At 74.9% G+C, this 20,960-nt stretch carries 2 protein-coding genes (1 of these 2 running past the window's edge); both read right to left on the bottom strand.

Annotated features, from left to right (window positions below):
* Nucleotides 1-7,308, bottom strand: partial view of a non-ribosomal peptide synthetase gene (locus QWU11_RS28070; RefSeq protein ID WP_290117439.1) — the 5' portion only. 5,028 nt of this gene lie to the left of the window's left edge; only the first 7,308 of its 12,336 coding nucleotides appear in the window; its start codon is at nt 7,306-7,308; the stop codon falls past the left edge of the window.
* Nucleotides 7,305-20,960: a non-ribosomal peptide synthetase gene (locus QWU11_RS28065; RefSeq protein ID WP_290117438.1), complete on the bottom strand. Its 13,656-nt coding sequence runs from the start codon at nt 20,958-20,960 to the stop codon at nt 7,305-7,307. The genes QWU11_RS28070 and QWU11_RS28065 overlap by 4 nt, the downstream gene beginning before the upstream one ends.

The raw sequence follows: 20,960 nt of genomic DNA, 5'->3' as shown, positions 1-20,960 counted from the left end.
CCTCTTGATCAGATGCCCGGCCGCCTCGCCGGACCGGACGAGCGCGAGGTCGGTCTCGCCGGTGTCCAGCCGGATCGGGTACACGCTGGTGAACCAGCCGACCGTACGGGACAGGTCCACGCCCGGCGTGAACGGCTCGCGGCCGTGGCCCTCCACGTCGACCAGCACCGGTCCGGGGCCGCGCCACTCGGTCACCGCCGCGGCGAGCCCGGCCAGCAGCACGTCGTCGGCCCCGGCGTGGAACGCCGCCGGGACCCCGGTGAGCAGCCTCTCGGTCACGCGCGGCGGCACGGTCACCGAGACGCGCCGCATCGCGGCGGCGGTGTCGCGCGCCGGGTCCAGGGGGCGGTCCGCGAGCGGGAGCCCTCCGTCGCGCGTCATCCGCTCCCACAGCGGCAGTTCGGAGGTCAGGCCGGGGTCCGCCGCGCGTTCGGCGAGGGAACGCGCCCACCAGCCGAACGAGGTCCCGACCGGTTCCAGCTCCGCCCCGGCGTACGCCGCCGCAAGGTCCGGCAGCAGCACCCGCCACGACACCCCGTCCACGACCAGGTGATGCGCCACGATCAGCACGCGGCCCGGCTCGTCCGGGCCCCGGTCCAGCCACACGACCTGCAGCATCACTCCGGCGGGGGGGTCCAGCCGGTCCGCCGCCGCCTGCTTCTGCGCCGAGACCAGGCCGGCCAGCGCCTGCTCGTCCGCGTCCGCCGCGTCCACGCGCCGGACCAGGTCCGCCGCGCCGGCGCCCGCGGTCCCGAGCTCCAGCCGCCAGGAGGCGGTGTCCTGTTCGTCGGGGCGGGTCAGCCGGGCCTGGAGCGCCTGGTGGTGGTCCGTCAGGGCCTGGACCGCCGCGGTCAGCCGGCCGAGGTCCATCCCGGCCGGGGCCGAGGCCAGCAGCGATTGAGAGTACCGGCCCGTCAGCCCGGCCCGCTCGGCCACCCAGCGCATCACCGGGAGCAGCGGCACCGCGCCCACGACGGGAGCCGAGCCCACCGGGCCGTCGCCGGCCGGGTCGCCGTCGGCGACGAGCGCGAGACCGGCGGGCGTCTTGCGCTCGAACACCTGGCGCGGCGTGATGACCACGCCGGCGCGGCGCGCCCGCGCGACCAGTTGCATCGACATGATCGAGTCGCCGCCCAGGTCGAAGAAGCCGTCGTCGACCCCGACCTTCTCCAGGCCCAGCACCTCGGCGAACAGCGCGCACAGCACGGCCTCCACCGGCGTACGCGGCTCGCGCCCCGTCGCCAGGCCGGCGAAGTCGGGCGCGGGCAGCGCCGCGCGGTCGAGCTTGCCGCTGGGCGTCAGCGGAAGCACCGGCATCGGCACCACGGCGGCCGGGACCATGTACTCCGGCAGCGCCCCGGCCGCGTGGCTCCGCAGCTCCGCCGCGTCGACCGGCGCGCCGGAGGCCGGGACCACGTAGGCGACGAGCCGCCGCCGGCCGGGCCGGTCCTCCCGTACGACGACCGCGACCTGGTCGACGGCGGGGTGAGCGGCGAGGGCCGCCTCGATCTCCCCCGGCTCGATGCGGAAGCCGCGGATCTTCACCTGCGCGTCGGCGCGGCCGGCGAAGACGAGCTCGCCTCCGGAGGTCCAGCGGGCCAGGTCGCCCGTACGGTACATCCGCTCGCCGGGCCCGCCGAACGGGCCGGCCACGAACCGCTCGCCCGTGAGGGCCGGCCGGTTCCCGTACCCGCGTGCCAGCCCGGCCCCGGCCACGTACATCTCCCCGACCACGCCGGGCGGCACCGGCTGGAGGAACCGGTCCAGGACGAACACCTGGGTGTTGCCCAGCGGAGCGCCCACGAGGCTGCCGCCGTCGGTGTGCCCGGGGCCGAGCGACACGTGCGTCACGTGCACGGTGGTCTCGGTGATCCCGTACATGTTGACCGGCACGGCGGTGTGGCGGCCGTGCCAGCCGGCCAGGCGGGCCGGCTCCAGCGCCTCGCCGCCGAAGACCACGTAGCGCAGCGCCAGGTCCGCCGGAGCGTCCTTGTCGGCCTGCATGAGCTGGTAGAACGCCGACGGCGTCTGGCTCGCGACCGTCACCCGGGCCTCGGCGAGCAGGGCCAGGAATTCCTGCGGGGAGCGGCTCACCGCCTGCGGGACCACGACGACGCGGCCGCCCAGGAGCAGCGCGCCCCACAGCTCCCAGACCGAGAAGTCGAAGGCGCAGGAGTGGAAGAGGCTCCACACGTCGCCGGTCCCGAGGCCGAACCTCCGCCCGGCCGACTCGATGAGGCTCACGACGTTGCGGTGCGGGACGACGACGCCCTTGGGCGTCCCGGTCGAGCCCGAGGTGTAGATGACGTACGCCGGGTGGGCGCCGTTCAGCGGGACGGTCCGGCCCGCGTCGGCGGGCGCGTGGCCGGAGGGCGTCTGTGCGAGCGCCGGGTCGTCGAGCGTCACGCGCGCCACTCCGTCCGGCAGCGCCCCCGCCACCTCCGCCGTGGTGACGACGCATGCCGGACGCGCGTCGGCGAGCATGAACTCCACCCGCGCCGCCGGATAGTCCGGGTCGATCGGCAGGTAGCCCGCGCCGGACTTGAGGACCGCCAGCAGCGCGACGACCAGCTCCGCCGAGCGCGGCAGCGCCACCGCGACCAGGCGTTCCGGCCCCGCTCCCCGTTCGATGAGGTGCCGGGCCAGGCGGTTCGCCGCCGCGTCCAGCTCCGCGTAGGTGAGCGTCGTGTCCTCGAACGTCAGCGCCGGCGCGTCCGGGCGCTCCGCCGCGCGCGCCTCGAAGAGCTCCGGCATCGTGCGGGAGGAGACGGGCGTCCGCGTGCGGTTCCACTCCTGGACGACCTGGCGCCGCTCGGTGTCGTCGAGGACGCCGACCTGGCTGACGGTGATCCTCGGGTCGGCCGTCACCGCCTCCAGGACCCGCACGAGCCGTTCGGCGAGGCGCTCGGCGGTCGCGCGGTCGAACAGGTCGGCGGCGTAGCCGATGACGCCGTCGATGCCCCCGGGCGTTCCGTCGCCGTCGCGGCGTTCGGCCAGGTCGAAGGACAGGTCGAACTTCGCCGCGCGGGTGCCCCCGCGCTCCGGCCGTACGGTCAGGCCGGGCAGCTCCCACGCCGGCCCCTTCGGTGCGTTCTGGAAGGTGAGATTGACCTGGAACAGCGGGTGGCGGGCCAGGGACCGCTCGGGGCCGAGCTCGTCGACCAGCCGTTCGAACGGCACGTCCTGGTGGGCGTACGCGGCCAGGTCGGTCTCGCGGACCCGCGCCACCAGGTCGGCGAACGAGGGATCCCCGGACACGTCCGTGCGCAGCACCAGCGTGTTCACGAAGAACCCCACCAGATCATCCAGCGCCGCGTCACCACGACCCGCGATCGCGGTACCGATCGGAACATCCTCACCCGCACCCAGCCGCGACAACAACGCACCGATCGCCGCCTGCACCACCATGAACAGGGTCGCCCGCTGCGCACGGGCGATGCCGGCCAGCCCGGCGTGCACGTCCGCGCCCACGCGTACCGGCACGGATCCGCCCGTGAAGGTCGCCACCGCCGGGCGCGGGCGGTCCACCGGAAGCGTCAGCTCGGCGGGGAGCTCCGCCAAGGCCTGCCGCCAATGGGCGAGCTGGGCGCTGATCAGGCTGCCGGCGTCCTCCTCGCGGCCCAGGATCTCCCGCTGCCAGATCGCGAAGTCGGCGTACTGGACCCGCGGCGGCGCCTGCTCCGGGGACCGTCCCGCCTGCCGGGCCTCGTACGCCGCCGACAGGTCGCGGGTGAACACGCCCATCGACCAGCCGTCCGCCGCGATGTGGTGCGCGACGACCATGAGGACGTGCTCATCCGGCCCGAGGGCGAAGAGCCGGGCGCGCAGCGGGAGTTCGCGGCTCACGTCGAAACCGCGGCCGGACTCGGCCGCGACCAGCCCGGCCAGGTGCTCCTCGTCGGTGTCGACGACGACCAGTTCCGGCGCCGCGTCCACGATCTCCTGGCGCGGCACGCCGTCGGTGTCGGGGTAGATCGTGCGCAGGCTCTCGTGCCGCCGCGCGACGTCCGCCAGCGCCGCGCCGAGCGCCTCGCGGTCCAGCGCGCCGCCGAGCCGCAGGGCCAGCGGCACGTTGTACGCGGCCTGGCCGCCGTCGAGACGGTTGAGGAACCACATGCGCGACTGCCCGAACGACAGCGGCACCACACCGGGACGGACCGCCGGGACCAGCGCCGCGCGCGGCTTGCCGCCGCCACCCACCAGGCGCGCCACGCCCGCCGGCGTCGCGGCCGCGAACAGCGCGCGGATGCTCGTCTCGGTGTCGAGGACCGCCCGGATCCGGGCGATCAGCCGCATGCCCAGCAGCGAGTCGCCGCCGAGGTCGAAGAAACCGTCGTCGGGCCCGACGCGGTCCAGGCCCAGGACCTCGGCGAACAGCCCGCAGAGCACCTCCTCCACGGGCGTGCGCGCCTCCCGCCCGGCGGACGGACCGGCGAGGTCGGGGGCGGGCAGGGCGGCCCGGTCCAGCTTCCCGCTGGGGGTCAGCGGAAGCGTCATCAGGGAGACGACGGCGGCGGGCACCATGTACTCGGGCAGCAACCCGGCGGTGAACTCCCGCAGCACCGCGCCGTCGACGGCGCCGCCGGCGGGGACGACGTAGGCGACGAGCCGCCTCTGCCCGGGCTGGTCCTCCCGGGCGACGACCGCGACCTGCTCGACCGTGGGATGAGTGGCCAGCACCGCCTCGATCTCCCCCGGCTCCACGCGGAACCCGCGCACCTTGACCTGGCCGTCGGCGCGCCCGGCGAAGACCAGCCGCCCGTCGGCCGTCCACCGGGCCAGGTCGCCGGTCCGGTACATGCGCTCGCCCGGATGACCGAACGGCGAGGCGACGAAACGCTCACCGGTCAGCCCCGGCCGGTCACGGTAGCCGCGCGCCAGACCCTCCCCGGACACGTACAGCTCACCCGTCACCTCAGGAGGCACCGGCCGTAAGAAGCCGTCCAGGACGAACGCCTGGACGCCTGCCAGCGGGCGGCCGATCGGCACCGCCCCGCCCGCGAGGTCACGGTCGCCGAGCGGGCCGGTCATCGCCGCGCACACCGTCGCCTCGGTCGGGCCGTACGCGTTGATCAGCCACCGCCCCGTCGACCAGCGCCCGACGAGCGCCGGCGGGCAGACCTCGCCCGCCACCACGACCGTGCCCACGCCGTCCAGCTCACCCTCGGGGAGCACGGCGAGCACCGCCGGGGGCAGCGTCACGTGCGAGACGCCGAACTCCCCGACCACCCCGGCCAGTGCCTCCCGGCGCTCCGCGCCCACCACGACCAGGGCCGCCCCGGACAGCAGCGTCACGCATAGTTCGGACACGGCGGCGTCGAAGCTGAGCGAGGCGAACTGCAGCACCCGCGCACCCGGCCCCACGCCGAAACCGGCGCTCTGCCCGGACACCAGGTTCTCCACGCCTCCGTGGCCGACGACGACGCCCTTCGGCGTCCCGGTCGAGCCCGAGGTGTAGATCACATACGCCGGGTGCCGCGCGGTCAGCGGCACCGTCCGGTCACCGTCGCCCGGAGCGCGGTCCGGACCTTCCGCCAGCGCCCGCACGGTCGCCGGGTCGTCCAGCAGGACCCGCGGCACCTCGTCCTCCGGCAGGGACGGCGCGGTCCCGGCCGTGGTGAGCACACAGGCCGGATCCGAGTCGGCCAGCATGAAGGCGACCCGCGGCGCCGGGTACTCCGGGTCCACCGGGACGAACCCCGCCCCCGCCTTCAGCACGGCCAGCACCGCCACGACCATCGCGGCGGAGCGCGGCACCGCGACCGCGACCAGCCGTTCCGGGCCCACGCCGCGCTCGATGAGGTGCCAGGCCAGCCGGTTCGCCGCCGCGTCCAGCTCCGCGTACGTCAGGGCCGTGTCCTCCGCGACGAGCGCGACCGCGTCCGGGCTCCCGGCCACGCGCGCCTCGAACAGCTCCGGCAGCGTCCGCCCGGGGCGCGGGGCGTACGTCCGGTTGAAGTCGCCGACCACGAGCCGGCGCTCGTCTCCGTCCAGAAGGTTCACCCGGCCGACCGGGATCGCCGGGTCGGCGACCAGGCTCTCCAGCAGCCGTACCAGACGCTTGAGCAACCGCTCGGCCGCGGGCCGGTCGAGCACGTCCGGCCGGTGGCCGAGGAGCAGCCGCAGCCGGTCGCCGCCGGGGCCGACGACGAGGTTCAGCGGATAGTGGCCGGAGTCCCGGCTGCCCGCCGGGCTGATCCGCAGCTCGTCCCCGTCGGGCGCGGCCATCGTCGCCGGGTCGCGGGGGTAGTTCTCATACGCCAGCAGGGTGTCGAAGACCGCGCCCGGACCGGCCAGCCGCTGGATCTCCGCCAGCCCGAGGTACTGATGGTGCATCAGCGCGGCCTGGCGGGCCTGGAGCTCCGCCAGCACCTCGATGACCGGCCGCGCCGGGTCCAGCCGCACGCGTACGGGCACCGTGTTCGCGAAGAGCCCGAGCATGCGCTCGACGCCGGGCAGCTCCGGCGGGCGGCCCGCCACGACCGCGCCGAAGACCACGTCCGAGCGTCCCGCGAGCTGGCCCACCAGCATCGCCCACGCGCACTGGACCACCGTGTTCAGCGTCAGGTCACGCTCGCGCGCCAGCGCCCGCAGGTCCGTCGTCAGCCGGTCGGTCAGGATCAGCCGCATCCGGTCCGGCACCATCGGCGCCCGCGTCGGGTCGGGGGCCGCGACGAGGGTCGGCTCCGCCGCGCCGGCGAGCTCGTCCCTCCACGCGGCGCGGGCGGCCTCCCTGTCCTGGCGGCCCAGCCAGGACAGGTAGTCGCGGTACGGCGCGACCGTCGGCAGCCCGCCGGCCTGCCCCCCGGCCGCGTAGACGGCCGAGAGTTCGCGCGTCAGGATCGGCAGCGACCAGCCGTCCATCAGGATGTGATGGCTGCTGATCACGAGGCGGTGATGCTCCGCGCCGAAGCGGATCAGCAGGAACCGCAGCAGCGGCGGCGCGGCCGGATCGAACCGCCGCTCCAGCTCGCCCACGGCGAGCCGCGCCGCCTCGTCCGCGGCCTCCTCCTCCGCCAGGCCGGACACGTCCGCTTCCTGCCAGGGCACTACGACGCGCCCGGCGATCACCTGGACGGGCTGGTCCATCCCGGCGGGCTGGCGGAACCCGGCGCGCAGGTTGGGGTGCCGGTCCAGCAGCGCCTGGGCCGACGCCCGCAGGACGGCCGCGTCCAGCGGCCCCTCCAGCTTCAGGACGCGCTGCGAGGCGTAGACGTCCGGGGCCTCCTCGTCGAACAGGGCGTGGAAGAGCAACCCTTCCTGCAGCGGCGACAGCGGCCAGACCTCTGTCAGTGCCGAGCGCCTCATACCTGCTCGCCCTTCTCGATCTCCGTCGCCATCTGCTCGAACTCCTCGATGTGGTCCTGGTCCAGCGCCAGCAGCGGGAAGTCGGAGGGCGTGTGACCGCCGGCGTCGGGTTCGGCGGCGTGCCCGGCCAGGCCGGTGAGCACCGCCAGCCAGCGATCGGCCAGGTCGCGTACGGAGGTCTCGTCGAGGAGGTGCCTCGGCCACGACAGCGACACGCTCAGCTCGGGACCGTCCGGGCCGTCCCGTACGACCCCGCCGGCCTCGATGACGTGCGTGGCCGGCATGTCCTCGTCGCCGTCGCCGCCCAGGCCGAGCTGCCGCCACTCGGCCGGCCGGGCGCCGGTCCGGGTTCCGGTGTGGGGCCCGCCGCCGAACCGGCCCAGGTAGTTGAAGCCGATCTGCGGCGTGGCCAGGGCCGCCAGGGCGGGCGCGGTCGCGGCGTTGAGGTAGCGCAGCATGCCGTAGCCCAGGCCGTCGGCGGGGACCGCGCGGAGCTGCTCCTTGGTCCGCCCGATCAGCGCGCCCGCCGCCGCGCCGCCCGCGCTCACCTGATCGAACGGCGCGTCGCCCGGGTCGAGCCGGACCGGGTACACGCTGGTGAACCAGCCGACCGTACGGGACAGGTCGACGTCGGCGGCGAGCGGCTCACGGCCGTGCCCCTCGACGTCCACCAGCACCGGTCCCGGCGCGCCGCGCCACCCGGCCACGGCCGCGGCCAGGCCGGCGAGCAGCACGTCGCCGATCCCGGCGTGGAAGACGGACGGGACGCCGGTCAGCAGCGCCTCGGTGAGGCCGGCGGGTACGGCCAACGAGATTCGCCGCATGCTCGCGGCGGTGTCGCGCGCCGGGTCCAGCGGCCGGTCCGCCAGCGGCGCGTCGCCGCCGGCCAGCGTCCGCTCCCAGAGCGGGAGCTCCGCCACGCGGTTCGGGTCCTCGGCCTGCGTGGCGAGCAGCCGGGCCCACCAGCCGAACGAGGTGCCGACCGGCTCCAGCTTCACGGGCCGCCCGTCCGACAGCGTCGCGTACGCCGCGGCGAGGTCCGGGACCAGCACGCGCCACGACACGCCGTCCACGACCAGGTGGTGCGCCACCACCAGCAGCCGCCCCGCCTCATCCGGGCCCCGGTCCAGCCAGACCACCTGGACCATCACGCCCCCGCGCGCGTTCAGCCGATCCGCGGCCTCGCGGCCCTGGAGCCGTACCAGGGCGGTCAGGGCCTCGTCGTCCAGGCCGCTCGCGTCGACCCGGCGTACCGCCCCGTCGACCTTGACGCCGGCCGCGGCCGGGCGCAGCCGCCACGACGCCGGGTCCCGCTCGTCGGGGCAGTCCAGGCGGGCGCGCAGCACTCCATGGTGGTCGACGACGGCCTGGAGCGCGGCGGCGAGCCGTCCGGTCTCCAGCCCGGGAGGCGTCGAGACGAGGGCCGACTGCGAGAACCGGCCGGACAGCCCGGCCGGGCCCGTACGGTCGGCGACCCAGCGCATCGCGGGGAGCAGCGGCGCCTCGCTGACCGCGTCCGACCCGGCCGCCGCCGCCAGTTCGCCACCGGCGACGGTGGCCAGGTCGGCGGGGGTCTTGTGCTCGAAGACGTCCTGAGCGCTGATGACCACGCCGACGCGGCGGGCACGGGCGACGAGCTGCATCGACATGATGGAGTCACCGCCGAGGTCGAAGAAGTTGCCGTCAGCGCCGACCTTCTCCAGCTTCAACACCTCGGCGAACAGCTCACACAGCGCCTCCTCCACCGGCGTACGCGGCTCGCGTTCGCCGGCCAGGCCGGCGAAGTCGGGGGCGGGGAGCGCGGCGCGGTCCAGCTTGGCGCTGGGCGTGAGCGGCAGCGCCTCCATCGGCACGACCGCCGCCGGGACCATGTGGTCGGGCAGCAGACTCGCGGCGAACTCCCGCAGCACGGCTCCGTCGACCGCGCCGTCGGCGGCGGGGACGACGTAGGCGACGAGCTGTTTCTGTCCCGGCTCGTCTTCTCTGGCGATGACGGCGACCTGGCCGACGCTCTCGTGACCCGACAGAACCGTCTCGATCTCACCCGGCTCGATCCGGAACCCGCGGATCTTCACCTGCACGTCCGCACGACCGGCGAAGACCAGGTGCCCGTCCGGGGTCCAGCGGGCCAGGTCACCGGTCCGGTACATACGCTCAGCCGTGTCGAACGGACAGGCCACGAACCGCTCGCCAGTAAGCGCCGGACGGTCGGCATAACCGCGGGCCAGGCCCGTACCCGCGACGTACAACTCGCCCGTCACACCCGGCGGCACCGGCTGTAAGAAACCGTCCAGAACGTAGACACGGGTGTTGTCCAGTGGCGGGCCGATCGGCAGCACCGCCGGGACCTGGCGTCCGGGCTCGACCGCGTACGTCGTCGCGGCCACCGTGATCTCCGTCGGGCCGTACATCTGACGCACCGCGGTCTCGGGACAGGCCTCGGCGACCCTGGCCACCGCCGCCACACTCACCGCATCCCCGCCCGTGACCACCTCGGCCAGCCCGGCGAAACACTCGGGCGACTCCTCCGCCATCACGGCGAACAGCCCGGCCGTCACGTGCACGGCGCTCAGGTCACCGCCCGCCATCAGCTCGCGCAGTTTCGCCGCGTCCATCTGACCGGGCGGGGCGATCGTCACCCGGCCACCCGCCAGCAACGGCACCCACAGCTCCCACGTCGACGCGTCGAAGGCGTACGGCGCGTGGAACAGCACCCGCTCATGACGCGCGGACCACGAGCGGTCGGCGGCGAGCCCGATCACGCCGCGATGCGTGACCGCGACGCCCTTCGGCACCCCGGTCGAACCCGAGGTGTACATCACGTACGCCACGTCGTCCGGCCCCACCGGGACGGTCTCACGCGGCGTGCCGTCCAGCACGTCCGCGACCGGAAGGACCCGCGTCTCCGGGAGCTCGCGGTCCGCCACGACCAGGTCGACACCGGCCAGCACCAGCCGTACCCGCTCGGCGGGCCACTCCGGATCCACCGGCACGTACGCAGCCCCGGCCTTCACCACACCGAGCAGCACGACCGGAAGCTCGACCGACCGCTCCAGCAACACACCAACCCGGTCACCGCGCCGTACCCCGGCATCGGCCAAAGCACCGGCGACCCGGCCCGACACCACGTCCAGCCCGGCGAAACTCAGCACCGAATCCCCGAAGACCAACGCCGGAGCCCCGGGAGACTCCGCGACCCGCGCCGCGAACACCTCCGGCACCGACCGACCAGAAACCGGCACCGCCGTACGATTCCACTCCTCGACCACCCGCCGGTGTTCGGCCGCGTCCAGTACGCCCACGTGGCCGACGGGTACGCCGGGCTCGGCCGCGATCGCGTCGAGCACCCGGATGAGCCGCTCGACCAGCCGCTCGGCGGTCTCCTGGTCGAACACGTCGGGCCGGTACGTGAGCCGGAGGCGCAGCCGGTCGCCGTCCGGCCCGACCGCGAGCGTCAGCGGGTAGTGGGTCGCCTCGCGGCCGCCCGCCGGCGTGATCCTCAGGCCGCGGCCGTCCTCGGGCGCCGGCACTCCGGCCGGGTCACCCGGGTAGTTCTCGTACGCGATCATCGTGTCGAAGACCGCGCCCGGCCCGGCCAGTCTCTGGACCTCGGCGAGCCCGAGGTACTGGTGGTCCATCAGTGCCGACTGGCGGGACTGCAGGTCGGTCAGCACCTGCGTGACCGGCCGGTACGGGTCCAGTCGTACCCGTACCGGCACGGTGTTGACGAACAGGCCGAGCATGTCCTCGATGCCCGGCAGCTCCGGCGGGCGGCCCGCGACGACCGCGCCGAACACGACGTCGGACCGGCCGGCGAGGCGGCTGACCAGCATCGCCCACGCGCCCTGGATCACGGTGTTGACCGTCAGGTCGCGCTCGCGGGCGAGCGTCCGCAGGGCGGCGGTCAGGTCGGCGCCGAGCGCCGCCCGTACCCGTTCGGGCACCACGGGCGTGCGGCCGTCGTCGGCCGCCGCGACGAGGGTCGGCTCGTCGGCTCCGGCGAGTTCCTCCCGCCACGCGGCGCGTGCCCGCTCCGGGTCCTGGCGCACGAGCCAGGCCAGGTAGTCGCGGTACGGCGCCGCCGGCGGCAGCCCGCTCGCGTCGCCGCCGGCGCGGTAGACGGTGAACAGCTCGCGCATGAGCACGGGCAGCGACCAGCCGTCCATCAGGATGTGGTAGTTCGTGATCACCAGGCGGTGGCGTTCCGCGCCGAAGCGGATCAGCAGGAACCGCAAGAGCGGCGGTACCGCCGGATCGAAGCGCCGTCGCAGCTCCTCGGCGGTGAGCCGTACGGCCTCGGCCTCCCCGCCGGAGGCGTCGACCTCCCGCCAGGGGAGCGTGACCCGCGCGGGGATCACCTGGACCGGCTGTTCCAGGCCGGCGACCTGCTGGTATCCGGCGCGCAGGTTGGGGTGGCGGTCCAGGATGGCCTGCCCGGCGGCCTTCAGCAGCCCGATGTCGAGCGGTCCGTCCAGGTCGAGGGCGTGCTGGACGACGTACGCGTCGACGGCGTCCTCGTCGTAGACGGCGTGGAAGAGCAGCCCTTCCTGCAACGGCGACAGCGGCCACACATCGGCCAGCCCGGGCTGCGCCGACTCCAGCTCCTCCACCTGCGTCTGGTCCAGCGCCACCAACCCGAAGTCCGACGGAGTGAACCCACCCGCGCCGTGCGCCGCCAGCCCGGCGAGCATCGCCGCCCACGCCTCGGCCAGCCCACGGACCGTGGCCTCGTCGAGGAGGTGTGCGGGCGCGGCCAGTGACACGGTGAGCTCCAGGCCGTTCGCGCCGTCGCGTACGATGCCGCTCGCCTCGAGGACGTGTGCGACCGGCAGGCCGGCGTCGCCGTCGCCGCCGAGCCGGATCTGCTCCCAGTCCCCCGGCCGGTCGTCGCCGGCCGTGGTGAACCGGCCGAGGTAGTTGAAGCCGATCTGCGGCGCCGGCAGCGCCGCGAGCGCGGGAGCCGTGGCCGGGTTGAGGTAACGCAACAGCCCGTAACCCAGCCCGTCGCCAGGGACGGCGCGCACCTGCTCCTTGACCCTCTTGATCAGGTGTCCGGCCGCCTCGCCGGACCGTACGAGCGCGGGGTCGGCCGCTCCCGGGTCCAGCCGGACCGGGTGGATGCTCGTGAACCAGCCGGCCGTACGTGACAGGTCCATGCCGGGCGTCAGCGGCTCGCGGCCGTGGCCTTCGACGTCCACGAGCACCGGTCCGGGGCCGCGCCACTCGGCCACCGCCGCGGCCAGCCCGGCCAGCAGCACGTCGTCGATCCCGGCGTGGAACGCCGCGGGAACGCTCGTCAGCAGCGCCTCGGTCACCTCCGGCGGCACCGGTACCGAGACCGGCCGCATGCTCGCCGCCGTGTCCCGCGCCGGGTCCAGCGGACGGTCCGCGAGCGCCGGTTCGTCGTCCTGGAGGATGCGCTCCCAGAGCGGCAGCTCCACCGCCCGCTCCCCGGCCTGGGCGGCGAGCGACCGCGCCCACCGGCCGAACGAGGTCCCGACCGGTTCAAGCTCCGCCCCGGCGTACGCCGCCGCCAGGTCCGGCAGCAGCACCCGCCACGACACCCCGTCCACCGCCAGGTGGTGCACCGCGATCAGCAGCCGGCCCGCCTCGTCCGGTCCGCGATCCAGCCAGACCACCTGGAGCATGACCCTGGCGCGCGGGTCCAGCCGGTCCGCGGCCTCGCGCCACTCCGGCGCCTCCTCCGTGTCCACGCGCCGGATCAGGCCGGCCGCGTCGACGCCGGCGGTACCGAGGTCGAGCCGCCATGAAGAGGGGTCGCTCTCGTCGGGGCAGACCAGCCGTGCCCGCAGGACGTCGTGGTGGTCGACCAGGGTCTGGATCGCCGAGGTCAGCCGGTAGGCGTCCAGCCCGGCCGGCGCGGACACCACCATCGACTGGGAGAACCGGCCCGACAGCCCGGCGACGCCGGCGCGGTCGGCCATCCAGCGCATCACCGGAAGCAGCGGCACCGGCCCGCCACCGCCGTCCGTCTCTTCGGCCGGCGTGGACGCCGGCTCGCCGCCCGCCACGGCCGCCAGGGCGGCGGGCGTCTTCCGCTCGAACACCTGCCGCGGCGTGATGACGACGCCGGCCCCGCGGGCGCGGGCGACGAGCTGCATCGACATGATCGAGTCGCCGCCGAGGTCGAAGAAACCGTCCTCGGCGCCGACCCGCCGCAGGTTCAGCACCTCGGCGAACATCTCGCACAGCAGGGCCTCGACCGGCGTACGGGGCTCGCGGTCCGTCGCGAGACCGGCGAAGTCGGGGGCCGGGAGCGCGGCCCGGTCGAGCTTGCCGCTCGGCGTGCGCGGCAGCTCCGGCAGCGGCACGAACGCGGCCGGGACCATGTACTCGGGCAGCAGCCGTGCCGCGAAGTTCCGCAGCACCGCCGGGTCCGGTTCCGCGCCGGCGGCCGGGACGACGTAGGCGACGAGTTGCCGCCGGTCCGGCCGGGCGATGACCGCGACCTGCCCGACACTCGGGTGGCCCGCCAGGGCGGCCTCGACCTCGCCGGGCTCGACCCGGAACCCGCGGATCTTCACCTGCGCGTCGGCACGGCCCGCGAAGACGAGTTCGCCGTCGTCGTTCCAGCGCGCCAGGTCGCCGGTACGGTACATCCGCTCACCGGCGCCGAACGGGCAGGCGACGAACCGCTCCCCCGTCAGGGCACGCCGGTTGCCGTAGCCGCGCGCGAGCCCGGCCCCGGCCACGTACATCTCCCCGACCACGCCTGGAGGCACCGGCCGCAGGGAGGCGTCCAGGACGAAGACCTTCGTGTTGGGCAGCGGCCGTCCCACCACGCTGCCGACGTCGTCGCGGTCCAGCGGCACGTACGTGACGTGCACGGTGGTCTCGGTGATGCCGTACATGTTGACCAGCACCGGAGCCGGGTGCCGCTCGTACCACTCGCGGAGCCGGGCCGGCTCCAGGGCCTCACCGCCGAACACCACGTACCGCAGCGCCGCCTCGGCGGGGCTCTCCTCGTCGGCCTGCATGAGCTGGTAGAACGCCGACGGCGTCTGGCTGAGGACCGTCACGTTCTCCTGTGCCAGCAGCCCGAGGAACTCCCGTGGCGACCGGCTCACCGCGTGCGGCACCACCACGACGCGGCCGCCGAGCAGCAGCGCGCCCCACAGCTCCCAGACCGAGAAGTCGAACGCGTAGGAGTGGAACAGGCTCCACACGTCACCGGCGCCGAGGTCGAACCGCCGTCCGGCCGACTCGACCAGGCTCACCACGTTCCGATGCGGGACCAGCACGCCCTTCGGCGTCCCGGTCGAACCGGAGGTGTAGATCACGTACGCCGGATGCGCGGGACGCAGCGGGGCCGGCCGGTCGCCGTCCCGCAGCGCCCGCTCCGGGAAGAGCGCCAGCGCCTCGGCCGTCGCCGGGTCGTCCAGCGCCACCGGCGGGACCCGGCCCGGCAGGCGTACGGCGAGGGCCACCGTCGTCACGAGGCAGACCGGGGCCGCGTCGGCGAGCATGAACTCCACCCGCGCCGCCGGATAGTCCGGATCGATCGGCACGTACGCCGCGCCCGTCTTGGCCACCGCCAGCAGCGCCACCACCAGCTCGGCCGAGCGCGGCAGCGCCACCGCCACCGTCAGCTCCGGCCCGACGCCCCGTCCGGTCAGGTACCAGGCCAGCCGGTTCGCCGCCGCCTCCAGCTCCGCGTAGGTCAGCGCCTGGTCCTCGAACGTCACCGCGACGGCGTCCGGGGTCGCGGCCGCCCGCGCCTCGAACAGCTCCGGCATCGTCCGCGACGCGACCTCCACCGCGGTCCGGTTCCACTCCTCCACGACCAGCCGCCGTTCGGCGTCGTCGAGGATCTCCACCCGGCCCACCCGTATGTCGGGGTCGTCCGCCACGGTCTCCAGCACGCGCAGCAGGCGTTCCACGAGGCGCTCGGCACTGGGCCGGTCGGACTCGTCGGGGCGGTACGCCAGCCGGAGCAGCAGGTGGTCCTCGCCGGGCCCCACGGCCAGCGTGAGCGGGTAGTGGGTCGCGTCACGGCCGCCCGCCGGGGTGATCTGCAGGCTGCGTCCGCCAGCGGACGACGAGACGCCCGCCGGGTCGAACGGGTAGCTCTCGTACGCGACGAGCGTGTCGAACGACGCGCCGGCCCCGGCCAGCCGCTGGATCTCGGGGAGACCGAGGTGCTGGTGGGCCATCAGCGCCGCCTGCCGGGCCTGCAGGTCGGTCAGCATCCGGCGTACGGGCTGCGCGGGGTCCAGCCGCACCCGTACGGGCACGGTGTTGATGAAGAGGCCGAGCATGTCCTCGATGCCGGGCAGCTCGGGCGGGCGGCCGGCCACCACCGCGCCGAAGACGACGTCGTCGCGGCCGGTGAGCCGCCCGACGAGGAGCGCCCAGGCGGCCTGGACGAGCGTGTTGACGGTCAGGTCGCGTTCGCGCGCCAGCGTCCGGAGCGCGGCGGTGAGCTCGCGGCTCGTCTCGGCCTCGACCCATTCGGGCACGACGGGGCTGCGCGCCGTCTTGGCCTCGGCGACGAGCGTGGCCTCGTCCAGCCCGGCGAGCTCTTCGCGCCAGGCCGTACGCGCGGCCTCGCGGTCCTGACGGCCGAGCCAGGCCAGGTAGTCGCGGTACGGGGCCGCCGGAGGCAGGCCGGAGTGGTCGCCGCCGGTGCCGTAGACCGCCGACAGCTCACGCATCAGCACCGGCAGCGACCACCCGTCCATCAAGATGTGATGGTTCGTCATCACCAGCCGGTGATGCTCCGCACCGAAACGGATCAGCAGGAACCGCAACAACGGCGGCACCGCCGGATCGAACCGGCGGCCCAGCTCCTCCGCCGCCAGGCGCTCGGCCTCGGCCAGTGCCGCGTCCGCGGACAGGCCCGACAGGTCGGCCTCGCGCCAGGGCAGCTCGACCCCGGCCGGGATCACCTGGACCGGCTGAGCCGGCCCCGCGACCTGGTGGAACCCCGCCCGCAGATTCGCGTGCCGGTCCAGCAGCGCCTGCCCCGACGCCCGCAGCGCCCCTGCGTCCAGCGGGCCGGTCAGGTCCAGGACGCCCTGGCCGGAGTAGACGTCCACGGCGTCCTCGTCGTAGACGGCGTGGAACAGCAGTCCCTCCTGCAGCGGCGAGAGCGGCCAGATCTCGGCCAGCCCCGGCTGCATCGACTCCAGCTCCTCCACCTGCGCCTGCTCCAGCGCGACGAGCGGGAAGTCCGACGGCGTGAACCCACCACCACCATGCACGGCCAGACCGGCCAGCATCGCCGCCCACGCCTCCCCCAGCGCGCGAACCGACACCTCCTCGAACAACTCCCCCGGCCACGACAGCGACAGGCTCAACTCCGGACCGTCCGCACCGTCACGGACCAGCCCACCGGCCTCCAGCGCGTGCGCGGCCGGCATGGTCGCGTCCACCTCTCCGGCCAGCACGTCCGTGCCGACGGGGGCCCAGTCCTCCGCGTCGTCCGACCCGCCGCCGAACCGGCCGAGGTAGTTGAAGCCGATCTGCGGCGCCGGCAGCGTGGCCAGGGCGCCGGCCCCGGTGAGGTAGCGCAGGAGCCCGTAGCCGAGGCCGTCGCCGGGGACCGCGCGCAGCTGCTCCTTGACCCGCTTGATCAGCGAGCCGGCGGCCTGGCCCGTCCCCGCCTCCAGCCGGACCGGATGGACGCTGGTGAACCAGCCGACCGTACGGGACAGGTCCATGCCGGGTGTCAGCGGCTCGCGGCCGTGACCCTCCACGTCCACCAGCACCGGCCCGGGGCCGCGCCACTCGGTGACCGCGCCGGTGAGCCCGGCCAGCAGTACGTCGTCGATCCCGGCGTGGTACGCCGCGGGAACGCTCGTGAGCAGCGCCTCGGTCACCTCCGGCGGCAGCGAGAGCGACAGCCGCCGCATGCTCTCCGCCGTGTCACGGGCGGGGTCCAGGGGCCGGTGCGTGAGCGCCGGCTCGCCGTCCCGCAGGACCGCCTCCCAGAGCGGGAGTTCCGCCGCCCGCTCCCCGGCCGACGCGGCCAGCGACCGCGCCCACCGCGCGAACGAGGTCCCGGCCGGCTCCGGCTCCGCGCCGGCGTACGCCGCCGCCAGGTCCGGCAGCAGCACCCGCCACGACACCCCGTCCACGACCGCGTGATGGGCCACGATCAGCAGCCGGCCCGCCTCGTCCGAACCGCGGTCCAGCCAGACGACCTGGAGCATCACGCCCGCGCGCGGGTCCAGCCGGTCCGCGGCCTCGCGGCCCAGTTGCCGTACGTCCGCGTCCGCCTCGACGCGCTTCACGAGCGTCGCGTCGGCGGCGGGTGAACCGAACTCCAGCCGCCATGACGCCGGATCCCTCTCGTCGGGGCAGACCAGGCGTGCCCGCAGGACGTCGTGGCGGTCCACCACGGCCTGGACCGCCGCCGTCAGCCGGTCGGCGTCCAGCCCGGCCGGCGCCCTGACCAGCATCGACTGCGAGAACCGGCCCACGAGGCCGGCCACGCCGCCTCGTTCGGCCCGCCTGCGGATGACCGGGGTCAGCGGTACCCGGCCCGCCTCGTCGCCGGCCTCCTCCTCTCGCGGGCTCGCGGCCAGGTCGCTCTCGGCGACGGCGGCGATTCCGGCGGGGGTCCGGTGCTCGAAGACGTCCTGGGCGGTGATGACCACGCCGGCGCGGCGGGCGCGGGCGACGAGCTGCATGGACATGATGGAGTCGCCGCCGAGGTCGAAGAAGCTGTCCTCCGCGCCGGCCCTCTCCAGGTTCAGGACGTCGGCGAACAGCTCGCAGAGGGCCTCTTCCACCGGCGTACGCGGGGCGCGTCCCTCGACGGTTCCCGCGAAGTCGGGCGCGGGCAGCGCGGCACGGTCGACCTTGCCGCTCGGCGTGAGCGGCAGCGCCTCCAGCGGGACCACCGCCGCCGGGACCATGTAGTCGGGAAGGAGGCCGGCGGCGAACTCCCGTAGCTCTCCGCCGTCCACCGTGGCGGGGACGACGTAGGCGACCAGCCGTTTCTGGCCCGGCTCGTCTTCTCTGGCGATGACGGCGACCTGTCCAACGCTCTCGTGGCCGGACAGAACCGTCTCGACCTCACCCGGCTCGATCCGGAAACCACGGATCTTCACCTGAGCGTCCGCGCGGCCGGCGAAGACAAGTTGCCCGTCCGGGGTCCAGCGGGCCAGGTCACCGGTCCGGTACATACGCCCACCGGCATCGAACGGACAGGCCACGAACCGCTCGCCGGTCAGGCCCGGCCGATCCCAGTAGCCGCGCGCCAGCCCGGTCCCCGCGACGTACAACTCGCCCGTCACACCCGGCGGCACCGGCTGTAAGAAACCGTCCAGAACGTAGACACGGGTGTTGTCCAACGGCGAGCCGATCGGCAGCACCGCCGGGACCTCCACCCCCGGCTCGACCGCGTACACGGTCGCACAGACGGTGACCTCCGTCGGGCCGTACATCTGACGCACCGCGGTGTCCGGGCAGGCATCGGCGACCCTGGCCACCGCCGCCACACTCACAGCATCCCCACCCGTCACGACCTCGGCCAACCCGGCGAAACACTCCGGCGACTCCTCCGCCATCACCGCGAACAACCCGGCCGTGACATGCACGGCGCTCAGGTCACCGCCCGCGATCAGCTCGCGCAGCGTGGCAGCGTCCATCCGGCCAGGAGGAGCCACCGTGATCCGGCCGCCGGCCAGCAGCGGCACCCACAGCTCCCACGTCGACGCGTCGAACGTGAACGGCGCGTGCAGCAGAACGTGCTCGTGACGGCCCGACCACGACCGGTCCGCCGCCAGGCCGACCACGCCGCGATGCGTGACCGCCACACCCTTCGGCACCCCCGTCGAACCCGACGTGTACATCACGTACGCCACGTCGTCCGGGCCTGCCGCGACGGCCGCCGGCGGGTTCGCGGGCTCATCCAGCAGCCCGGCGTCCACCGGCAGCACCGCGAGCGAGTCCCGCGTCGCGAGACCCTCCGGCCAGGCGCCGTCCACGGTCACCAGCGCGCCGACCCCGGCCTCGGCCAGGACCTGCCGGACGCGGGCCGCCGGCCACGCCGGGTCCAGCGGCACGTACGCCGCGCCCGCCTTCATCGCGCCGAGCAGCACCGCGACGAGCAGCGCCGACCGGTCCGCGACGACGCCGACCCGGCGGCCCCGGGTGACCCCGGCCTCCGTGAGCCGCGCCGCGACCCGGTTCGCCGCCGCGTCCAGGCTCGCGTAGCTCAGCGCCTCGCCGCCCGAGACGACCGCGACCGCGTCCGGGCGCTCCGCCGCCCGCGCCGCGAACACCTCCGGCACCGACCGGCCGGCGACCGGCACCGTCGTTTGGTTCCACTCCTCGACCACCTGCCCGTACTCGGCCGCGTCCAGCACGCCCACCCGGCTGACAGGCGCCTCCGGATCGGCCGCCACCACCTCCAGGACCCGTACGAGGCGGTCCGCCAGCCGCTCGGCGGTCCGCTCGTCGAACAGGTCGGGGCGGTAGGTCAGGCGCAGCCGCAGCTCCTCACCCGGCAGCACGGTCAGGCTGAGCGGGTAGTGGGTCGCCTCGAGGCCGCCGATGGCGGGGGTGACGCGCAGGCCGTCCGCCGCGGCCGGCAGTCCCGCCGGGTCGACGGGGTAGCTCTCGTAGGCGATCAGCGTGTCGAACGCGGCGCCCGGCCCGGCCAGCTTCTGGATCTCGGCGAGGCCGAGGTACTGGTGGTCCATCAGCGCCGACTGGCGCGCCTGCAGGTCCGCGAGCAGGTCGGTGACCGGCTGCGCCGGATCCAGCCGCACGCGTACGGGCACGGTGTTGACGAACAGGCCGAGCATGTTCTCGATGCCGGGCAGCTCCGGGGGACGGCCCGCCACCATCGTGCCGAACACCACGTCGGAGCGGCCGACCAGACGGCTGACGAGCATCGACCAGGCGCCCTGGACGACCGTGTTCAGGGTCAGGCCGCGGTCGCGCGCCAGCGTCCGCAGCGTGGCGGTCAGCTCCGCGCCCACCGCCACGCGTACGCGCTCGGGCACCACCGCGCCGTCGGTGTGCACCGGCTCGGCCGCCGCGACCAGGGTCGGCTCGTCCGTGCCCGCCAGCTCCGTCCGCCACGCCGCCCGTGCCCGCTCGCGGTCCTGGCGGCCGAGCCAGGCCAGGTAGTCGCGGTAGGGCGCCACCGGCGGCAGCACGCTCGCGTCGCCACCCGCCCGGTACACGGTGAACAGCTCACGCGTCAGCACCGGCAGGGACCAGCCGTCCATGAGGATGTGATGGCTGGTGATCACCAGGCGATGGCGCTCCGCGGCGAAGCGGATCAGCAGGAAACGCAGCAGCGGCGGCACCGCCGGGTCGAATCGCCGCTCCAGCTCGTCGGCCGCCAGGCACGCCGCCTCGGCCTCCGCCGCGTCGCCGGACGGCGCGGAGATCCCGGCCTCCCGCCAGGGCAGCTCGGCCCGGCCCGCGATCACCTGGACGGGCTGGTCCAGCGCCGCGGGCTGGCGGAAGCCGGCCCGCAGGTTGGCGTGCCGGTCCAGCAGCGCCTGCCCGGACGCCCGCACCGTCGCGGCGTCGAGCGGTCCCTCGATGTCCAGGACCGCCTGGAGCGCATATACGTCGGTGGCCCGCTCGTCATAAAGAGCATGGAAGAGAAGCCCTTCCTGCAACGGCGACAGCGGCCACAGATCCTCCACGCGCGGTTGAGCCAC

Origin of the sequence: Actinomadura sp. DC4, assembly GCF_030406325.1 — a bacterium.
In the GTDB taxonomy this organism is placed as follows: Bacteria; Actinomycetota; Actinomycetes; order Streptosporangiales; family Streptosporangiaceae; genus Actinoallomurus.
This window is presented reverse-complemented; position numbering and strand designations above follow the sequence as displayed.